At 71.0% G+C, this 18,564-nt stretch carries 17 protein-coding genes; 8 read left to right on the top strand and 9 right to left on the bottom strand.

All coding sequences use genetic code 11. The features are described from left to right. Positions 1 to 41 precede the first annotated feature (41 nt). From BS75_RS40080 to BS75_RS40095, 4 genes are all read left to right on the top strand, one after another. Entirely contained in the window at positions 42 to 698 is a 657-nt protein-coding gene (locus BS75_RS40080) for a TetR/AcrR family transcriptional regulator (protein ID WP_042439244.1), read from the top strand. 138 nt (positions 699 to 836) lie between these two features. Next, positions 837 to 2,192, top strand: a complete 1,356-nt coding sequence (locus BS75_RS40085; RefSeq protein WP_201778713.1) for a DUF1254 domain-containing protein — start codon at positions 837 to 839, stop codon at positions 2,190 to 2,192. Between the two features lie 72 nt (positions 2,193 to 2,264). Beyond that, positions 2,265 to 2,474 (top strand): hypothetical protein, encoded by a 210-nt coding sequence (locus tag BS75_RS40090; RefSeq protein WP_034091730.1) that lies wholly within the window; start codon positions 2,265 to 2,267, stop codon positions 2,472 to 2,474. 185 nt (positions 2,475 to 2,659) lie between these two features. Next, positions 2,660 to 4,045, top strand: coding sequence for an MDR family MFS transporter (locus BS75_RS40095; RefSeq protein ID WP_034091731.1), 1,386 nt, complete (start codon positions 2,660 to 2,662; stop codon positions 4,043 to 4,045). Between the two features lie 252 nt (positions 4,046 to 4,297). Here the strand turns inward: BS75_RS40095 and BS75_RS40100 are convergent, their stop codons facing one another. From BS75_RS40100 to BS75_RS40125, 6 genes are all read right to left on the bottom strand, one after another. Further along, positions 4,298 to 5,089: an SGNH/GDSL hydrolase family protein gene (locus BS75_RS40100; protein ID WP_034091732.1), complete on the bottom strand. Its 792-nt coding sequence runs from the start codon at positions 5,087 to 5,089 to the stop codon at positions 4,298 to 4,300. Between the two features lie 229 nt (positions 5,090 to 5,318). Continuing rightward, on the bottom strand, positions 5,319 to 6,074 hold the full coding sequence (locus BS75_RS40105) for a hypothetical protein (RefSeq protein WP_052070348.1): 756 nt from the start codon (positions 6,072 to 6,074) through the stop codon (positions 5,319 to 5,321). A gap of 65 nt (positions 6,075 to 6,139) precedes the next feature. After that, the gene (locus tag BS75_RS40110) at positions 6,140 to 6,859 is read right to left on the bottom strand and encodes a hypothetical protein (RefSeq protein WP_052070351.1); all 720 of its coding nucleotides are present in this window, start codon (positions 6,857 to 6,859) and stop codon (positions 6,140 to 6,142) included. A 503-nt stretch (positions 6,860 to 7,362) separates the two neighbouring features. Then, positions 7,363 to 8,010 (bottom strand): hypothetical protein, encoded by a 648-nt coding sequence (locus BS75_RS40115; protein WP_034091733.1) that lies wholly within the window; start codon positions 8,008 to 8,010, stop codon positions 7,363 to 7,365. Positions 8,011 to 8,138: 128 nt separating this feature from the next. Continuing rightward, entirely contained in the window at positions 8,139 to 9,899 is a 1,761-nt protein-coding gene (locus BS75_RS40120) for an alpha-keto acid decarboxylase family protein (RefSeq protein ID WP_197092010.1), read from the bottom strand. A gap of 735 nt (positions 9,900 to 10,634) precedes the next feature. Further along, on the bottom strand, positions 10,635 to 12,050 hold the full coding sequence (locus tag BS75_RS40125) for a DUF2079 domain-containing protein (protein WP_231608040.1): 1,416 nt from the start codon (positions 12,048 to 12,050) through the stop codon (positions 10,635 to 10,637). A 572-nt stretch (positions 12,051 to 12,622) separates the two neighbouring features. On the opposite strand from BS75_RS40125, the gene BS75_RS40130 reads away from it, so the two are divergent. The 4 genes from BS75_RS40130 to BS75_RS49700 all read left to right on the top strand — a co-directional run bounded on the left by BS75_RS40130 (position 12,623) and on the right by BS75_RS49700 (position 15,620). Continuing rightward, complete coding sequence (locus BS75_RS40130) at positions 12,623 to 12,880, top strand: hypothetical protein (protein WP_152646050.1); 258 nt, start codon at positions 12,623 to 12,625, stop codon at positions 12,878 to 12,880. Positions 12,881 to 13,747: 867 nt separating this feature from the next. Next, entirely contained in the window at positions 13,748 to 14,086 is a 339-nt protein-coding gene (locus BS75_RS40135) for a WhiB family transcriptional regulator (protein WP_063771538.1), read from the top strand. 359 nt (positions 14,087 to 14,445) lie between these two features. Next, positions 14,446 to 14,874, top strand: a complete 429-nt coding sequence (locus BS75_RS40140; RefSeq protein WP_063771539.1) for an STAS domain-containing protein — start codon at positions 14,446 to 14,448, stop codon at positions 14,872 to 14,874. A 59-nt stretch (positions 14,875 to 14,933) separates the two neighbouring features. Then, positions 14,934 to 15,620, top strand: a complete 687-nt coding sequence (locus BS75_RS49700) for a GNAT family N-acetyltransferase (protein ID WP_197092011.1) — start codon at positions 14,934 to 14,936, stop codon at positions 15,618 to 15,620. Here BS75_RS49700 and BS75_RS40150 read toward each other — a convergent pair. The 3 genes from BS75_RS40150 to BS75_RS40160 form a co-directional block, all read right to left on the bottom strand. Next, positions 15,575 to 17,155 carry a flavin-containing monooxygenase gene (locus BS75_RS40150; RefSeq protein ID WP_042439250.1) on the bottom strand — a complete coding sequence of 527 codons (1,581 nt, stop codon included), beginning with the start codon at positions 17,153 to 17,155 and terminating at the stop codon, positions 15,575 to 15,577. The genes BS75_RS49700 and BS75_RS40150 overlap by 46 nt on opposite strands. A gap of 2 nt (positions 17,156 to 17,157) precedes the next feature. Beyond that, positions 17,158 to 17,622, bottom strand: a complete 465-nt coding sequence (locus tag BS75_RS40155) for a cupin domain-containing protein (protein ID WP_231608041.1) — start codon at positions 17,620 to 17,622, stop codon at positions 17,158 to 17,160. A gap of 124 nt (positions 17,623 to 17,746) precedes the next feature. Then, complete coding sequence (locus BS75_RS40160) at positions 17,747 to 18,520, bottom strand: IclR family transcriptional regulator (protein WP_034091735.1); 774 nt, start codon at positions 18,518 to 18,520, stop codon at positions 17,747 to 17,749. Positions 18,521 to 18,564 lie beyond the last annotated feature (44 nt).

Below are 18,564 nucleotides of genomic sequence, written 5' to 3' on the forward strand. Positions count from 1 at the left end.
GCTCCCCAGGTGGGGGCGGTCGGAGGGACCATAATGTGGCCATGCCCAGCACCCGGAACGCCGAGCCCGTAGTGACGACCGTCCCCCGCGCGCCGCAGCAGGACCGCAGCCGGGCGACGCGTCAGCGGCTCCTGGACGCCGCGGTCGAGTGCCTGGTCCAACTGGGCTGGACCGGCAGCACGGTCACGGTGGTCGCCGAGCGGGCCGGGGTCTCGCGCGGCGCGGCGCAGCACCACTTCCCCACCCGCGAGGCGCTGATCACCGCGGCGGTGGAGCACGTCACCGAGGTGCGGGTGGCGGACATGCAGCGCGAGCTCGACGCACTGCCGAAGGGTCCGATGCGGACCGAGGCGGTGGTGGAGCTGATCGTCAGCTGGTTCACCGGCCTGCCGTTCCGGGCGGCGCTGGAGCTGTGGGTGGCGGCCTCGGCCGACCCGAACCTGCGCGGGCTGGTGGTGCCGCTGGAGACGCGCACCGGCCGGAAGGTGCACCAGGCGGCGGTGGAGCTGCTCGGCGTGGACGAGTCCGTGCCCGGGGTCCGCGAGACCATCCAGGCGACCCTGGACCTGGCGCGCGGCCTGGGCCTGGCGAACCTGCTCACCGACGACAGCCGCCGGCGGCGGCGGATCGTCCGGCAGTGGGCGCAGGTCCTGGACACGGTACTCGCCCCGGCGGGCACGGCCGACCGGCACCGGTAGCGCGTCCCGGCAACCCCTGCGTCCGGGTTCGCTGTCCGCCGGGACGGACGGTCCCGTCGTGCCGGTCGGGGTTGGCGATCATATGCTCGGCCAATGGACCCAAAACGGCAGATTCCCGGGCGCCTCGCTTCCGTGTCCATGGAGGGGGACCTCCCGCGGCGCGACGACCTGGGCCTGGTCTTCGACGAACTGGACCACCAGTTGGCCTGTCAGGCCTACCTGTGGGCGCTGCCGCTGGTGTCCTACGCGCACTGGCAGCGGATCCACGCGGACGTGTTCGGCGCGGGGCCCGGCGACCTGGTCCACTACGTCAGCTACCAGGACCGGCTCGGACTGATCACCGCCAACGCCACCACCCCGTACATCCTGAACTTCATCGACCTGAGCGCGACCGGCCCGATGGTGATCGAGCTGCCGGCCGGGCACACGGCCGGCGGGGTGTCGGACTTCTGGCAGCGTGAGCTCGCGAGCATGGGCGAGATGGGTCCCGACCGGGGCCGGGGCGCCCGCTACCTGGTCGTGCCCCCGGGGCAGGAACCCCCGGCGGGGGTGGAGGAGGACGGCTTCCGACTGCTGCTCTCGACCGGAATGAACATCATGTTCGGGTTCCGAACCCTGGACCCCGACCCCGACCGGTCCCGTGCGCTGGTCCACGCAGTCCGGGTCCACCCCTACGCGCAGCGCGACGATCCGCCGCCCACCCGCATTGTCTCTCCGGACGGCAGGCCCTGGTCCGGGGACCAGCCGCGCGGCCTGGACTACTGGGAGCGGCTGCACGCCGTCTACCAGAGCGAGGTCGTGGACGAACGCGACCGGTTCTTCCTGGCGATGCTGCGCCAGTTGGGCATCGAGAAGGGCAAGCCGTTCGCCCCCGACGAGCGACTGGAGCGGATCCTGGTCGAGGCGAGCGCGGCCGGTGAGCTGATGGCCAGGGCCAACAGCTTCGCCAAGCGTTTTCCCGGCGCCCGCTACTGGCCCGACCGGCAGTGGGACCTGGTCGCGATGATGGAGCACTCCAGCCAGCGCGCCCAGGGCTATGACCAGTTGCTGGAGCGCTCCGCCTGGTTCTACGAGGCGGTCAGCTTCTCCGAGGCCATGCACAGCCAGACCCCGGGCGTCGGGCAGGCGTACCTGGGCGCCTACACCGACGCCGACGGCCAGTGGCTGGACGGCGGCCGGTCCTACACCCTGCACGTGCCGGCCGACCCGCCCGCCAAGCTGTTCTGGTCGGTGACCGTCTACGACACCGAGTCCCGGTGCCTCGTCGACAACGACCAGGGACGCGGGGACCGCGGCTCGCGCGACGCGGACCTGCAGTACAACCCGGACGGCTCAGTCGACCTGCACTTCGGCCCGCAACCCCCCGACGGCCGGGAGTCGAACTGGGTGCAGACCCTGCCGGGCCGGCACTGGTTCTCCTACCTGCGGTTCTACGGCCCGCTCGAACCGTACTTCGACCGCAGCTGGAAGCTGGGCGACATCCAACCCGACTGACCGCCCCCGAGGGCCGGCCCGCCCGCGCCGTTGAACCGCCAACCGCACCGGATACCGAGTACGACCCTGGCCTTGCCCGACGCCGCCACCTCGCGCTCCACTGCGGCACAGGGGTGGATCTACGGATACGCCCTGCTGGAGAACTACCGCACGATGTACCCCCAGGCCGTCGACAGCGACGACCCCCGCTACGTCGGCGGCTTCGGCGCCTTCCGGCACTACTCCCAGCCGTTCACCCCGACCCCGCCGTCCTGGACGGCACCTGGTCCATGCCCGACCTGACCGTGAACAGCCGCGGGTAACTGCTGACCTCGACGCAGAAGCCTCAAGCAGCAGCCGGATCGGCACTGGCCATGACTGCCCGGACGGCTCCTCGGGGAGAAAACCCGCTGGCGTGCCGGTCCACCGACTGTGTAATCTCTGGACTGCCTACGTGACACTTACATTCGCTGCTCAGGGAGTCCCCGGTGCCCCAATCGCCCGCGCCTCGGCCGGTTCCCCCTTCCTGGCTTCGGGCAACGGCGCGGGAGACCGTCGGCGGGCTGCCGTCGACCTTCTGGTGGCTCTGGACGAGCACGTTGGTGAACCGGCTCGGCGGCTTCGTGGTCACCTTCCTGGCGCTGTACCTGACGGTGGACCGGGGCCTGTCCCCGGCCTTCGCCGGCCTGGTCGCCTCGCTCTACGGGCTGGGCGGCAGCGTCGCGGCCGTCGCCGGCGGGGTGCTCGCGGACCGGATCGGCCGGCGGCCGACGCTGCTGGTGTCCCAGTCGAGCACCGCCGCCGGAACCATGGTGCTGGGACTCGTCCACCCGGCGTGGGCGATCGCGGTCACCGCCGCGGTGCTGGGCTTCACCAGCAACGCCTCCCGCCCGGCCGTGTCCGCGATCATGGCGGACCTGGTCCCGGCCGAGGACCGGGTGCGGGCCTTCTCGCTCAACTACTGGGCCATCAACATCGGTTTCGCCTTCTCGGCGGCGGTGGCCGGTCTGATCGCGGCCCACGGCTACCTGCTGCTCTTCGTCGGCGACTCCGCCACCACACTGCTCTGCGCGCTGGTGGTCTTCGCCCGCGTCCCGGAGACCAGGCCGGAACTGCGGCCCGGGACCGCGCCGTCCCGGGGGACCGGGGGGAGGACCGCCGACGCGCCCCGCGACCGGCCCGGCATCGGCTCGGTGCTGCGCAACCCGGTCTTCATGGCCCTCGTCGGCCTCACCTTCCTGCTGGCCTGCATCGGCAACCAGGGCAGCATCGCCCTGCCGATCACCATGGGCCACGACGGCTACTCCGCCGCCGACTACGGACTGGTCGTCAGCCTCAACGGCCTGCTGATCGTGCTGTTGCAGATCCCGGTGACCCGCTTCGCCGAGGGGCGCAACCGCACCGCCATGCTGACCATCGCCGCGCTGCTCACCGGCTGCGGCTTCGGGCTGACAGCGTTCGCCGGAGCTGCCTGGTTCTACGCCCTCACGGTCACCGTCTGGACCGCCGGCGAAATGCTCAGCGTCCCGGCCAACTCGGCCCTGGTCGCGGAGCTCTCCCCGGTCCACGCCCGCGGCCGGTACCAGGGCGTGTACTCGCTGGCCTGGTCCGGCGCCTCCTTCCTGGCCCCGATGACGGCCGGTTACCTGCTCACCGCCTCCGGCGGCGACGCGGTCTGGCTGAACTGCACCGTGCTCGGTGTGCTGGCCGCCGCCGGATACGTGTGGCTGCTGCGCGGCCGGATCCCGGAGCGGGCCCGTACCGCCCCGCTGCACCGGGCCGAGCCGGTGCCCGCGGCAGTGCCCGCACCGCGCTCCGAGACGCCTGACGCGGTCAAGGAGAATCCAGGGGCCACCCTGGGCGCGTCCTCGTAGGTCTTCCGGACGGCCGGCGACGCCGGCTGCGCCGTGGCGGCGGATTCCCCGCCCCCGCTCGCGGCGGCGGCGTTGAGGCAGGGTCAGTCGGACGTCACGTCACCCTGATGACGCCCGCTGCCCGTGTCCTCCCCGGCGGCGGCCAGGGGCGGTCCGCCCACCCGGGTCCGGGCCGCGCCCCGCCGGTGCCCGCGAACCGTTGTCCGGGAGTCCGGCCACTTCTGACGAACTGTGGGCGCTGTCGGCCCGGGGCTATCCGGTGACCCGCTCCTGGATCAGGGCGGCCACTGCCGCCATGCCGGTCGCGTTCGGGTGGAACGAACTGCCCGTCCTGTTCAGGTCCTGCGTGAACGGGGAGATCCAGGGCTGGTCCGAGCCGAGTGCGTGGTCGCGGCTCGCGCGGGAGACGGCCACCAACTCGGCGCCGGATTGCCGGGCGGCGGTCGCACAGGCGAGTTCGAGCGCGGACTGGATGGCGCGGAACGCGTCGACCTGCTCCCGCTCGAACGGGATGCCCGGGCCAGGGGCTGTCCGGTCGCCGACGACGGTCAGATAGTCGACGAGCAGGACCCTCGCCTTCGGGGCCCGGGCACGGACGCGCTCGACGATCTCGGTGAGTCCGGCCGCGGCTCTCCCGATGTCCTGGGCGCCGGGCGCGGGGATGCCGTCGGCGAAGTCGGCCCCCATCATCTCGGCGACCGGGCCGCCCGGCTGGACGTTGTTCCAGGCGGTGAAGAGCATGGCGCCGGCGTACCTGAGATCATTGCCGCCGGCGGTGACGGTGACCAGGTCCGCCGTCTGCGGCAGGCTCTGCAGCTGCGGGGGAATCCGCACGCCTGTCATGGTCTGCTGCGGCGTGTCGAGGATCGTCGAGGTGGTCGCCCCGGAGACCGTCGCGTCGGTCAGTCGTGCGCCGAGGAGCCCGGCAAGGACATGCGGGTAGTTCCTGCCCGAGCGTCCGGCGTCCACGTCCACGATCGGCGAGATGCCCGGGCCGGCCGCGAACGAGCTGCCCAGGGCGGCATATATCGCAGGAGGTGCCATGGCGTGATCATCGCACGCAGGTTCGCGGCTTTGCACCCGTCCACCTGCTCCAGCCCTCGCCGGTCGCCGTCCCCTCGGCCACGCCCCGGGGCGCGCACGGGCGTTGAGGACGGTGTGGCCGGCCGCGTCGACGGGGGCCGTGCGCGGTGAGCGGCGACGGCCGGCGGCCCGCAGACCGTGATCGGACTGCGGGCCGCTGACCTCGATGATCAGACCTGTGTGGGCAGGGTCACTGCCGGCCGTGGTGTGCGTGGCGGCGGTGGGTGCCGCCCGTGTACGTCGGGTATGCGTAGGGGTTGGCCTCGTACCACTGGCTGTTGTCAGGGGCCTGCCAGTCGCCGTTGTTGCTGAAATCACTACCCGGCTGGGTGGTGGTGGCTGTCGTCGTGTCCTGGGTGGTGCTGGTGGCGGTGCCGGCCGTGCTCACTGCGGTGGTGTCGTCGGCCGTGCCGGTGATGTTGTCGTAGCGCAGCGGGGTGTAGTCACTGGTGGGCCAGCCGTCCAGGGTGCTGGCGTCCAGGTCGCCGGTGTAGCTGTTGGTCAGCTCGCTGGGGTCGTTCTCGGCGTAGTAGGTGAAGGTCCCGGCGGACTGGTCTATCCAGCCGCCGAAGAGGATCACGTGCTCGGCCGTGTAGTCGAGGGCGTCGCCGGGCTGGAGCTCGGAGGTGGAGATCTGGGTGGAGACGCTGGGGAGGGTCTGGGTGACCAGGCTGGAGCTGAGGTTCCAGGCCATGGAGACGTAGCCGGAGCAGTCCTCGCGGAAGGAGCCGTTGCTGTCCGAGTAGTAGGCGCCCTGGTTGTAGGGCACCCCCTCGCTGACCCAGTTCTGTGCTCGCTGGATGACCTCGTCACGGGTGATGCTGCCGCCGGGGGCGGCGGCGGTGTCGGCGTGGGCGGGGGCGGCGGCAAAGAGGGAGGCAGAGGCGATGGCCGCGCCGACCGCTCCGGAGAGGCAGCGGCGTGCGGAGGGCAGGTGCATGGGCATGGGTGGCTCCGGTTCCGTGGGCGTGGAGACGTGGGGGGAGAGAGAGGTGGGGGAAGTCGGGCCGATCAGCTCAGCTGTCGGGCGACAGCGGTGAGCAGGGACAGGTCGGCACCGGTGCCGGAGGCGACCGGGTGGGCCGGGGCCCACTGGTCGAAGTGGATGACAGCCAGGGTGTTGCCGACCTGCACTGCGTAGAGGTGGTCGGTCTGCGGCCCGGCGGCCGACAGTCCCTCGACGCCGGTCCACTGCCTCGACCAGGCGCCGCCGGCCCCGGTCGCGGCGGTCCGGGTGACCTGGGCGTCGACGACGACGTGGGACTTGGCCTGGAGCGAGCGGGACCGGGCCTGGCAGTCGGACATCTCCTCGGCGAGGCTCAGCCGTGCGGCACGCGCGGCGGTGCTGTCGGCGAAGGTGAAGACGTCCTGTTCGGCAGGTGTCCGGTAGCTGTCCGCGTAGGCCTGCTGCTGCCAGGTGACGGCACCGTGGACGGTGACGCACTCGTTGACCTGGACGGTGCGTCCGGTCACGGTCAGCGTGCGGGGCGACGCGATCGTCTGCCATTTCTCGGCAGTACCGTCGGGAAGCTGGGCTGCGGTGAGTCGGCCGGCGGCGGCGGTCGACGGTGCGGTGCTGTTGGGGGTCGGTGGTGGCGTGGCGCCGGCGGTGCGGGAGCTGCCGCCGCAGGCGGTGACGCAGACCAGGATGGCCAGGAGAGTCAGGACACCTGCGACACCGACAGCGGCGGGGCGTCTGTGCGTGGACGAAGGTCTTATGGAGCCGGGCATAGGCGGCCTCTGGTCGGGGACAGCGGACGCGGCGGCACAAGAATGCAGATGCTTCGCGGAAGGGGTTTCCTCGCGGGCAACAGCGGGAGTGGATCGGTGTGCCACCGCTGGTTCACGCCAGACGGTCCTGGCGCTGTGTATGGCTGTCCTCTGGGTGAGGCGGAAGCCGGTCCTCCGGATTCTTATTGGCTGGTTCGCAGACTGTCAAGCAATTGATTTTGCGGCCATTGGCGGCGCTATAGAGGCGTATCTAAGGCTCCGTTGGCTTATGCCCATCTTTCGGCCTTTTGTCCGAAACCTGCGCAGTGCCCCGGTCGGTGACGCCGGGAGGCGCGGGCGGTCGGCGGCGTAGGTGCCACAGGGCCCGTCGGGATGGGGCGCGGTGCGTGCCGGTCACGCGTGCGGAGTCGCGCCCGGTCGGTCTCTGCTGCGGATCCTCAGCTGCTCCAACTGGACTGCCCCGGTGGCCGGTTGGGGCGGGCGGGGCAGGAGTCGGGGCCGGTTCAAGGTGCCGGTTCGGAGCGGCCGGTGGGGTCCGGGGCGGCGCTGTCACCGCTTGGGGTGTCGGCAACCGGAGGACCGACGGTTGCGGTGTCCGCCGCCGTGGTCTGTCGCTCCTGGACGAGCTCTCCGACCAGCGTCGAGAGGCGGGTGCCGCGTGCGCCGATCATGTTCCAAGCCCGGGCGACGGCGATGGGAAAGAAGATCAACACCAGGAGGGCCTGCGACTGGACGCTGTTCCGGCTGTCCGGCCGCAGCAGCAGGTTGATCCCGTTGGCCAGTTGGAGGGCGTAGAGGATGCCGAGGGCCGGGATGATGACCAGGGCCCAGAGGTGGCGGTGCCCGGGCCAGTTGCGCAGGCTGATGACGGCCATGCCGATGGTCGAGCTGATGCCGATGCCGGCCAGGATCACGGCGGCGCCCCCGAGATCCTCGCCGGGCATGAGCGCGACGAGGGAGATGACCAGGGTATTGGTCAGGGTCGTGATCGCCGTTGCGGCCTCGATCTGAAAGCTCAGTGGCGCATTGCGGCCGACGTCCTTGTGCGGGGATACCGAGACGGCCACGAACAGCAGGCCGATGAGGGTGCCCGCCACGGTGGCGCAGGCGCCGAAATAGGCGCCGTAGGCGGCGTATGCGTCGGGTGCCACCTCAGCCCCTCCCCTCCGGTCGGGCAGGCGGGTCCGTGGTCACAGCCGTCCCACGGGCGGACGGGACGCCCGGCTCCGCAGCCGACCGGCCGGGATCCGATCGGTCCCCGGCCGGCCGGGGAGCCCGCTCACGAGAGCTGGCCACTGCCGTTGACCACCTGCGCGGCTGCGGCGAGCGCTGTTGCCGGCAGCGGGGGACTGGCTGGTGCGGTCTGGTAGAGCAGGTCCAACTGGGCTTCCGGCAACGAGGAGGGGATGTCGGAGCGGCCCAGCATGATCTCCAGATAGCAGCCGTTGTCGTGCCCGGCCGCTGCGGCCAGCGCCGTGTCGAGCTCGCCGAGGGTGGAGACACGGGCCGTGTACCAGCCCGTGCAGCCGAAGGCTGCCGGGAGCTCGTGGTAGTTCCAGGGCGCGAGGAAGTCGTAGACGTGGCCCTGCTTCTCGGACAGGACCTCCTCGACGCCGTACATCGTGTTGTTGAGGAGAATGATCACCGGCTTGGCGCCGTAGCGGCCCATCGCGCCGAGCTCGTTGGCCGTCAGTTGATGGGAGCCGTCCCCGGTCACCAGGACGGTGCGCCGGGACGGGTCGGCCATGGCGGCGCCGAACGCGGCGGGAGTGGCCCATCCGATCGATCCCCACAGGGTTTGGTTGTGGAAGACCGCGCCCTTGGGGAGCGGGACCCGCGCCATGTAGTTCATGCACAGGCCGGTCTCGGCGATGACGATGTCGTTCTCGCGCAGGAAGCCCGCCAGCCGGGGATAGAGCGTGGCCGAGGAGACCCGGTCGGTGGCGGTGCCGGACGGTGCGGTTGCCGCTCTCGCGGAGACCTTCGGTGTCGCGGTCCTGGGCAGCGTCGCGGTCAGGCGCTCCAGGACGTCGGCCAGGTACACCGGACCGAAGGTGGAGGTGCCGACCTGCACGTAGTCGGGCCACACGGTGATCATCCGGGCCGGGTCGAGCGCATCCGTCCAGGCGCCGGTGTTGAAGTCGGCGAAGGCGACACCGCCGAGGTTCAGCACCAGGCCGGCTCCCTCGACCGCCTCCTGGACGCCCGCGCCCGAAAGCGCTCCGGCGTAGCTGCCGAGGAATCCCGGCTGCGTCTCGGAGATCTGGGCCTTGTCCATCGGTGTCGTGGCGTAGGCGAGGCCGGTGGCGTCGAGGAACCGGATCAGTTGCTGCTGAAGGCCGAAGCGGCCGATCGTGTAAGCGGGCAGCACGACCGTGGACTTCGCTGCCGCCACGCGTCGGGTGATGGCCGCGATCGCCGCGTCCAGGCAGGTGGGATCGCTCGACGGGCGCGGTACCTGGGCCAGGGGCACGCCGGTGACCGGGGTGCCGACGACCGGGAGCACGGCGTCGTCCTCCGCCGCGGTGATGTACGCGGGCCGCCGCTGCGTCAGCGCCTCGGTGATCACCCGTTCCATCTCCGCGACGGCATTGTGCGGAGTGAGGTTCGCGACCACGCACGTCGAAGCCGCCGACAGGGACTGGAACTGACGGAACATCCCGTCGCCCAGGGAGTGGTGCGTCACGGCCCGGGCGCGCTGCAGCTTGCTGCTCGGCTGGCCGACCAGGTGGAAGACCGGCAGCCGTTCGGCGTACGAGCCCATCACCCCGTTCAGGGCACTCAGCTCCCCGACGGCGTAGGTCGTGGAAAGGATTGCCGCTCCCTGGATACGGGCGTATCCGTCCGCCGCGTAGGCGGCGTTGAGCTCGTTGGCATCTCCGACCCAGGTGACACGCCCACTGGCCTCGATGGCCTGGTCGAAGGCGAACGCGTAGTCGCCGGGAACGCCGAACACGTGCTTGATGCCCAGGGCGGCCAGGCGCTCGACCGCGTACTGCGCCACGGTCATCGCCCCCGTCTGCGCAGACGCCGCAGTCACGTCAACCACGGTGGGCTGTCCTTTCGAGAGGGTTTCCCGCGGGCCGGCCGCCGCGGCTGATCCGGCGGCAGCGGCGAGGGTCACGGAGGCCCCGGTGATGAGACCGGTGCGCAGCAACGTCCGTCTGCCGAGCCCCGCGCCGGTGGAGCCCTGGCCGTCGGGGGCTGGCCGCATACCTGTCATCCGCGCTCCTCAGGAATTTCAACAAGCACGACCATCGGCTCCCGTACGTCGTCGAATCGTCCGCCGACCATGGTGGGTCACACGCGCGCAGTGTCGTGGACGCCGCGCTGAAGAGGCGTTCCGAAGCCGAACCGTGGACAACGTGCTGACGCCGCAGAACGGCGGCAGGAGATCACTTCGGCGGGGCCGGGCGGCGATCACCGTGAGCGCAGCCGGGGGACTCGTGGCGTCCGCCGCTCCCGGCTTCCAGTGCGGCGCGGCAATGAGCCGGCCTTCGGCCGCTCAGATACTGAACCGAGCCAGTGCATGGGCGCGCCTTCCTGCTTCAGCAGCAAGGTGGGGTCTGGACCCGGCGGCTAGTTCGTCAGTTCTCTGCTGCGGACGTTACGCCGGACACCCGCCATTGTCGACGGGGCGAAGGGCCTGCCGGACTGCCGGCGAAAGGGTGGACGAGCCGCACCCTATGTGCTTCGTCGGACGGGCATTGACCCTACGTCAGGCTGCCCCCAATGTTCGCGGACGCTGCCCCGGCGCGCCGGCACCACCACGCTCTCATTCGTGGTGGTGCAGGAGCAGGAAGCCGTCAGCGTCGGCAGCGGTCGAGTAGCCGTGGGCGCGTGCCTGGTCGACCTGCTGGGCCTGCTGGTCGGGGCTGATCCATTCGGGTGGGGCAGTGGTGTCGATGATGATCCACTGTGGATCGGGGCGGCTGCCCGGCGCGCCGAACTCGCTGACGGTGCAGCGGTCGGTCAGCTGCGGGGCGATCCGGTTGGATGCGGCGACGGTGGCCCCGTCGGGGATCAGGCGCATGATCGCTCGGGCGCTGGCGACCCGGGGCGGGGTTTGCCAGGTGCGGGGCTGGGCGAGCTGGAGCAACGGGAACTCCGGCAGTAGCAGCAGGGTCACCGCTGCCATGACGGTCAGTAGCCGCCGCGTCATCCGGCGGTCGACGGGCCGGCGGACCAGGCTGTCCACGAACGCCGCGAAGACGATCGGCATGAGGACGGCGCTGTACTGGTAGCCGGTGGTCCAGAACAGCGGATTGTCCGAGGCGAACCGCCACAGCAGCGTCGGCACGACTGCCCACACCAGCAGGGAGCGCAGGGCGAGGAAGACGGTGGGGGCGAACAGCGCCACCAGGGTGACGGACTTGGGCCCGGGGGCCGCGACCAGTGCGACCGTTCCGTGGTAGGCAGCCTGCGCCACGCCGCTGGAGGCTCCCCCCAGCTGGGCCGCGTAGGTGTACTGGCCGCCGGGGTTGAAGGCGGGGATGACGACCAGTACCTCCAGGAGGGAGCCGGCGATGCCGGCGCAGGCGGTGGCCAGCCCCCACCGGCGGCTGCCGCGCAGGGCGATCAGCAGACCGATGACCGCGACCGTCAGGCCGAGATCCTCCTTGACCAGCAGCAGCGGCAACGCCCACAGGGCAGCGGCATGCGGCCGGCCGCGCCCCAGTGCGCACAGCGAGAAGGCCAGCAGCGGGACGGCGAAGGCGACCTCGTGGAAGTCGAACCCGACCGCCGACGCGATTCCCCAGGACAGCCCGTAGCCGAGGCCGACCGTCCAGGCGGCCAGTGGGCCGATCGCCTGCAGGGCCCAGCGGGCCAGTGGCACCGCGGCGACCGCCAGCAGGGCGGCCTGGGCGAGCAGCAGGGTGCAGGGCGAGGGCCAGATCCGGTAGAACGGTGCCAGCGTCGCCAAGATGGGGGAGAAGTGGTCGCCCAGCTCCTGGAAGCCGGGCCCCTTCAGCTCCACCACCGGCAGCTGACCGTGCGCCCAGAAGCGCACGGTCTGTTCGAAGATCCCCAGGTCGAAGCCCGAGGTCAGCATCCGCTGGTGCAACCGCACCGAGACCGCGCCACAGACGGCGAACAGCAGTGCGGCCAGCACCCACGGCAGCGCCGCCCGCCCGCCCGTCCCCCCGCGCCCGAGCACTGCCGGCCGGGGATCGACTGCGGGAGCCCGCACCGGGCGTCCCTCGCCTCCGTCGACGCGCGACGGCTCGGACAGCGGATTCATGCAATCCCTCGGGGCTCGGACACGGGTGCGGGCGCGGGGCCACGGGCAACTGCTCAGGCCATCCGATCACCACCTCTGTCCGACCGCACGTCAGAACGGCTGCTCCGTGGCGGCAGGAGTACCCCTGAACGATCGGCGGCTCGGCGGCTCGCTGGTTCGGTGGCGACGGGTCCGGGGCCGGCGGCCGGCCGGTACGCGCCACCCGGCGCAAGGCGGAACCGCCCCCGCCCTGCCCCGACGCACCTGCTCGACGAGGAGCGACCCGGACGGGGCGGCACGGCCCGTGCGCTCGAACGCTGCGGGGACCGATGACGGATGGCTTGCTGACGACTGTTCAGGCGTCCTCGGGAGGTCTAGCGTCTGCAGTGCGGCCCTGGTCCCCGGCAGCGTTGCAAGCCATCGCCTCCCTCGGGAGGCGCACGCTGCGCATCCGTGCTGGACTCCCCTCGCACTCGGGGCCTGTTCCCGCACTCGCCGTCGACACGCGATCCTGGCGCGGCCTCGATGCGCACACTGTGGGCATGATCCTGCTGCCTGCCGGCGTCGCACCGGTTCGACGACAGGCGTTACTCATGTACGCGCTGATCATCCCCGCTCTGCTCCCCTTCATCCTGCTCGGTGCCGTCATGGGACTGTCCTGGTGGGAGGACCACATGCTGCCACCGGCCAGGCACGTCGAGGCTCTGAGCGAAGCACCGCAGACGCCGTCGGTCCCGGTGCCCGACACACAACCTGCCGCTTTCCCAAGACCGTTGACGACGTCCGGCGTGGTGCTTTGAGCGCCCGGCAGGGCGTGGGCGAGGGGCGGCGGTGGGAACGGATCGCGATCCGTTCCCACCGCCGCCCCTCGCCCACCCCACTGCTCAGAGAGCTTGGGTTCGGTAGTGGCCGCCGAGCTCCTGGTGGTAGCTGTCATCACCGAAGTGCTTGTCCTCATCGAATCTCCGGGGAGCTCCTGATCTCGTCCCCGGTGCGGTCGACGTGAGCGAAGGAGCGTCCACAGAAATCATGCGAACGACATTCGGCGGATCCGTTTCCCCATGCCTTCCAGGCCCATTCGGCTGCTGCGCGGGTCCGCCACGGAATGCCGGAAAGTGCTTCCCCGCGCCGTGCGCGAAATTCAGCCCGCCGACGAGGCGAGCGAATCGAGGAAGTGCGGACTGCTGCGCCGTCAGCGGCGCCGCAGGAACATGACGATGGCCACGATTATGACAATGATTACCACTGTTCCGAAACCTATGTACATGCGATTTTCCTCTTCCCTGTCATTACTGGTCGACCGCGGCCGAACCGACCGGGACGCGTCATGATTCCCTGCTTCTCAAATCGCTCCTACCCGCCACGCCAGGGGCAAACAGCGAAATCTGGCCAGTACTGCGCGACCCGCTCGACGGCGGACGGAAATGACCGGACGGTGCTGCCGACCGGGCGGGTCTCTTTGACACGCATGTCCGGTCCGGTGCCGGCCACGACACCGGCGCGGATTCGCTCAGCGGATGCAGGGCATGCGCAACCTGCGGCTCGGTGAAGTGGCGTCGCGCACCCACCGGCCGGGCCCGCCACGGATCATCCTTCGCCTTCAACGGAGCTCAGGGGCTACAGAGAGTTGAGGCAGCAGTGCGATGAGGAGAGCACCCCGGCTTCCGATGGCGCCTCGCCTGCCGAGAGCGCTGCAGCGCAACTGGGAGTGGCAGGTCGACGCCGCCTGCCGCGAGGTCGACGCCCGGATCTTCTTCCATCCGCCCGGGGAGCGAGGGGCCGAGTACGAGGCGCGTGATCAGGCAGCGAAGACGGTCTGCGAGCGCTGCGCGGTCCGGGAACCGTGCCTGCGGTTCGCGCTGGACACCCACGAACCGTACGGGGTGTGGGGTGGTCTGACCGTGGAGGAACGGCTGGGACACGGACCCGCCGAATTGCTGCCCGAGGTCATCGAGGGGGATACCGTCGACAGTCGGTTGCAGTCGCGCCCCTCATCGGTCCCCTGAGCCTTCGTGCCCGGCCGCTCCGACGGCCGTAGCAACCCCCGAGGCGGCGAGAATCGGCTGCCCGGCAGCCAACTGTCGGATCGATGCGAGGACTATGCTGCGTACTGGACGCCCCAGACCCCGGCGGTGAGTTGCCATGTGACGCAGATGCGCGCGGGGAGCGGATGATCCGTCCGATCGCCCAGCGCATCCCTGAGGGGAATCGGCTGGGGCCGAGGGCTCGCAACGCGGGTCACCGGACCGGCCCTTCGCCTGCCGACCCGCAAGCACGACCGCAACGGGAGCGCGCCAGGAGGGGCCGGGAGACCGGCGCCGCACCGTGGGGCGCTGCCGGGGGCGGTCCTGGGAACCGAGGGGCCATGCCCATCCCGCACAGACTGGACCACTACCGCCGCGACACCCACGACCTGGCGCTGATCGCCCTGGTCGGAGAGATCGACCTCGACTCGGCGCCCCGGCTGCGCACGGTGCTGGAACAGTGCCTGCGCGAGGGCATGAGCACCATCGACGTCGACCTCACCGCCGTCGCCTTCTGCGACTGCCACGGGCTGGGTGTCCTGATCGACGCCTCGCAGCAGGCCTTCGCCGCGGGGGGCGGCTTGCGTCTGAGCCATCCGAGTGCGGCCGTGGCACGGCTGCTCGCCCTCACCGGCACCGACTGCCTCCTCTCGGGCCGACCGGTCGACGCGGCCACGAGCCCCCGGCAGTTGCAGTCGGCGGCTCCCCGTCACCGGGTGGTACGCCGAGCGGGCGCAGCCGCCCCTGTCCTGACGGCCGGTGTCCGGTGATGCCAGAGCCCGGACCGGGGCGGGTTCCGGAGGGAGGCGGGCCCTTCACCGTGGACCGGGTGATCCTGCGTCGGCTGAACCGGTGGCAGGTGGAGGAACTGCGGGAGGACCTGGCGGATTTGCACGTGGAGTCCTACGACACCTCGGCCGGAGAGGAGTTCGAGGGCCGGGAGGAGTTCCTGGGACGGTTGGCCGAGGACGTCCAGCGACCCGGGCTGACCATGCTGATCGCGGAGGCGACCACTCTGGTGGGATGCGCCTACGGCTATCCGGTGGCTCGCGACGGTTCATGGTGGGAGGGCTTCGACGGGGACCTCCCACAGAACATCGAGCAACTCACGGCCTCCGGGCATGTGTTCGCCGTTGCCGGGATGGTGGTCCACCCGCATGAGCGGCACCTCGGCCTGGCCGACCGGCTCCAGGACCACCTCCTGGCCAAATGCCCGGCGTCGCTCGCCGCCACCCTGCTCGACCGGTCCGACCGCGCGGCCATCGACGTCTTCCGGGCCTGGGGCTGGCAGGAGATCGGCAGGGTTCACCGCTCCCCGGAGCAGGCTGTGCTCCGGGCCCTGGTCCGTCCCCTGGGCGAGACCCACACCGACCGCGCAGTAGGGACCGGTGAGCGAAGAGGACGGCAGCAGCGACAAGCCGGGCAGGATGTGCTGCCGGCTCCCCGCAGCCGTCCCGGAGCAGAGCGGGGTTACGCGGGCGCGCCGGCCCCTTCGTCGAGAGTGTGGGGCAGGTGAGGCACCGTCGGGCCGGGGGCGGGGCCGGAGTCGGGGGCGGACGGGTTGGCCGGGAGCTTGCGCAGCAGGGCCGGAGTGAGGCGGCGGTAGGCCGCCGGGTTGATCGGGTTGAGCCAGTGCGAGGCGCGCACCAGGACGTTGATGTTGAGGTCGAGGTCGCCCAGCACCTCGTCGGCGTTGTGCATCGAGAACGGGATGATCTTCGTGCCCCTGCAGTGGTGCCGGTCGGTCGCGGCGTCCAGGAACGCCAACTGATCGATGACTGCCTGGCGTACGGTCTCCGTGCCCGGCAGCCGGATCGCACCGGCGATCGCCGCCGCGATCCACAGGGCTGCCAGCTCGGCGTTGAGCGGGCTGAAGAACGACGAGTTGTAGCCGTTGAAGTACAGCCCCGGGAGGTCGACGGGCATGATCTGGCGGTAGAGCATGAAGTTTCCGCGCTCGTCCAGCAACCGCTGCTGCACTTCCGCGGAGAGGAACGGCACTGCCTGGGTGAAGCCGGTCGCGCACACGACGAGGTCGGCCGGGAGCAGGGTGCCGTCCGCGAGCTCGGCGAAGGGCTTGCCGTCGCGGGTGAGCAGGCGGGTGATCGTCTGGTCCCGGTGCACCCCGATGCTGCCGTCGGCGACTCCTTCGAAGAAGCCCTCGGTGGCGAGCCCGATGGCGCCTCGGACAATGCCCTCCATGCTGCCGCGGGGGACGAGGGCGAGTCGGTCGAGGCCGAACTGGCGCACCGACACGGTCCCGATGGAGTCGAGCATGCTGCGGCGCAGGCCGTTGCCCGGGCCGTGCAGGAACTTCTCCAGCCCGCGCAGCCGCCGGTAGCGGAAGAGTGCTTCACCCATGCGGGTCAGCAGCAGCATCTTGAAGTTGAGGAGGCCGCCGATCCTGCGTGGCACCTTCCACAGCAGCTGCCGCGCGATCACGTCAGTGGTGTCGGACACCGGGCTGATGGCAACGGCCACGTCGCAGGCGGACTTTCCGTAGCCCACGACCAGGACGTGTCGGCCCCGGGCCTCCTGGGCGTCGTGGAACTCGGTGGCCGCGCACAGCCGCCCGCCCGCCGCGGTGAACTCCGCCGAGCCGGGGTAGGAGGGGACGGCCGGTTCGCAGAACACGCCGTTCGCCACGACGAGTCGGTCGAAGTCCTCGGTGGAGTGTCTGCCCGCGCTGTCCGTTGCCTCGATCGTCCAGCCGCTGTCGGCGCCGGTGCCGACGCGTGGGCGCGCGGCGGTCACCTCGGTGCTCAGCCGGAGCGTGCGGTCGAGACCGAACGCCGCGGCGTAGGCGGCCAGGTAGGCCTGGACCTGCTCGCCGCTGGGCCACTCGGGGTACTCCCTGGGCATGGGGAAGTCCGAGAGCGAGTACTGGACCTTCGGGCTCTGGGTCGTCACTCCCGGGTAGCGCCGGGTCCGGCTCCACACGCCTCCGACATCGGGCGTCCGGTCGAACACCTGGATCTCGTGCCCGGCCTGGGCGAGCACCTTCGCGGTGGTGAGGCCGGCGACGCCGGCACCGATGATGGCGATCCGCATGGTCAGCCGACCTCGGGCGGGAGTTGGAGCTCGATGCCGAACTCGGCCATGATCTTCTTCATCAGCGAGATGTCCTTCGGGCCCGGGGGCATGTCCGCCAGCGCCTGGTAGTACTTCTCCAGGCCGGCGGGCGAGACCACCGAGATGACCCGCGACTCCTCCCCGTACGGGTTGCGGAACGCGTGCACCACGTCGCGGGGCAGGAAGAGGTAGTCCCCGTGCTCAAGGACGAAGTCCTCGTCGCCGAGGCGGACATCGAGCCGCCCGGCCAGGCAGATGAACGACTCGTCCTCGCGGGTGTGGAGGTGCGGGGGAGGCCCGTCCACCCCGGCCGGAACCGTGTACTCGAACAGCGAATAGGCGTCGTGGGTGGACGCGCCGTCCGCCTTCAGCGTGATGCCGAGCCCGATCGCTGCGATCGCGTGTCCCTCACGCGAGGGCAGCAGGTAGCCACCACCGAGAGTCATCGTCGTCTCCTCAGGTCGCCGCACCGACAGGTCGTCGGTATGCCAGGGATCACAGCATTGGTGCCGGGGGCGCGCAGTGCAAGCATCCGTCCCGCTCACCGGGACCGGGCCTGTTCGGTGCGGGTCAGCGTCGGTGCGAGTAGGCCCGGGACGCGGCCGCCGCGGCGAGCCGGACCGCCGGACCGATCCGGTCCGCGCGCACCAGGCCGGTCGGGCCGGTCACCGACAGGGCCGCCACCACCTCGCCGAGCGGTCCGAAGATCGGGGCGCCCACGCAGCTGACGCCGATGTTGCCCTCCTCGCGTTCGACCGCCCAGCCCCGGGACGGGATCGCGGTCAGCTCGCGCATGACCGCGACCGGGCTGGTGAGGGTGCGCGGCGTCCTGGCCGGCAGGTCGGCGCCCAGGACCGCCTCGACGGTCCCGGTGTCGCTGTAGGCGAGAATCGCACGGCCCAGGGCCGAGCAGTAGGCCGGGACGCTGCCGCCGACTTGGGAGAGCATCGGCATCGGCCGGTGCCCGGTGATCTTCTCGACGACCAGAACCTGTGTTCCCTTCAGGACGCCGAGCTGCACCGTCGTCCTGGTCGCGTTGTGCAGGTCCTGCAGGAACGGCAGTACGGACTCGCGCAGTTCGTGCCGGATCGGCGCCAGGCCGGACAGCTCGAACAGCCGGTTGCCGATGCGGTAGCGGTCCCTGGGCTTGTCCAGCCAGCCGAGGCGGATCATCCGGTCGGCCGTCCGGTGTGTGGTCGAGCGCGGCAGGCCGCAGCGGTCCACCAGGGCCGCGAGGGTCAACTCCCGGTGCTCGGCGTCGAAGGCGCCCAGGATGGCCGCCGCGCGGTCCAGCCCGCTGAGGCTGCCCTGGGCACGGTCACTGTCCCGCTCTGCGGGACTCATCGTTGGCTCCGGGGGTCCATGGGGTCAGGCTAGACCCGTCGCGG

The organism is Streptacidiphilus albus JL83 (assembly GCF_000744705.1).
Taxonomy (GTDB): domain Bacteria; phylum Actinomycetota; class Actinomycetes; order Streptomycetales; family Streptomycetaceae; genus Streptacidiphilus; species Streptacidiphilus albus.

Bases quoted from the DNA above. Each gene is read 5' to 3' on its own strand.
- BS75_RS40080 (WP_042439244.1), top strand. From the start codon at position 42: ATGCCCAGCACCCGGAACGCCGAGCCCGTAGTGACGACCGTCCCCCGC.
- BS75_RS40085 (WP_201778713.1), top strand. From the start codon at position 837: ATGGAGGGGGACCTCCCGCGGCGCGACGACCTGGGCCTGGTCTTCGAC.
- BS75_RS40100 (WP_034091732.1), bottom strand. From the start codon at position 5,089: ATGGCACCTCCTGCGATATATGCCGCCCTGGGCAGCTCGTTCGCGGCC.
- BS75_RS40105 (WP_052070348.1), bottom strand. From the start codon at position 6,074: ATGCCCATGCACCTGCCCTCCGCACGCCGCTGCCTCTCCGGAGCGGTC.
- BS75_RS40110 (WP_052070351.1), bottom strand. From the start codon at position 6,859: ATGCCCGGCTCCATAAGACCTTCGTCCACGCACAGACGCCCCGCCGCT.
- BS75_RS40130 (WP_152646050.1), top strand. From the start codon at position 12,623: ATGATCCTGCTGCCTGCCGGCGTCGCACCGGTTCGACGACAGGCGTTA.
- BS75_RS40135 (WP_063771538.1), top strand. From the start codon at position 13,748: ATGGCGCCTCGCCTGCCGAGAGCGCTGCAGCGCAACTGGGAGTGGCAG.
- BS75_RS40140 (WP_063771539.1), top strand. From the start codon at position 14,446: ATGCCCATCCCGCACAGACTGGACCACTACCGCCGCGACACCCACGAC.
- BS75_RS40150 (WP_042439250.1), bottom strand. From the start codon at position 17,155: ATGCGGATCGCCATCATCGGTGCCGGCGTCGCCGGCCTCACCACCGCG.
- BS75_RS40155 (WP_231608041.1), bottom strand. From the start codon at position 17,622: ATGACTCTCGGTGGTGGCTACCTGCTGCCCTCGCGTGAGGGACACGCG.
- BS75_RS40160 (WP_034091735.1), bottom strand. From the start codon at position 18,520: ATGAGTCCCGCAGAGCGGGACAGTGACCGTGCCCAGGGCAGCCTCAGC.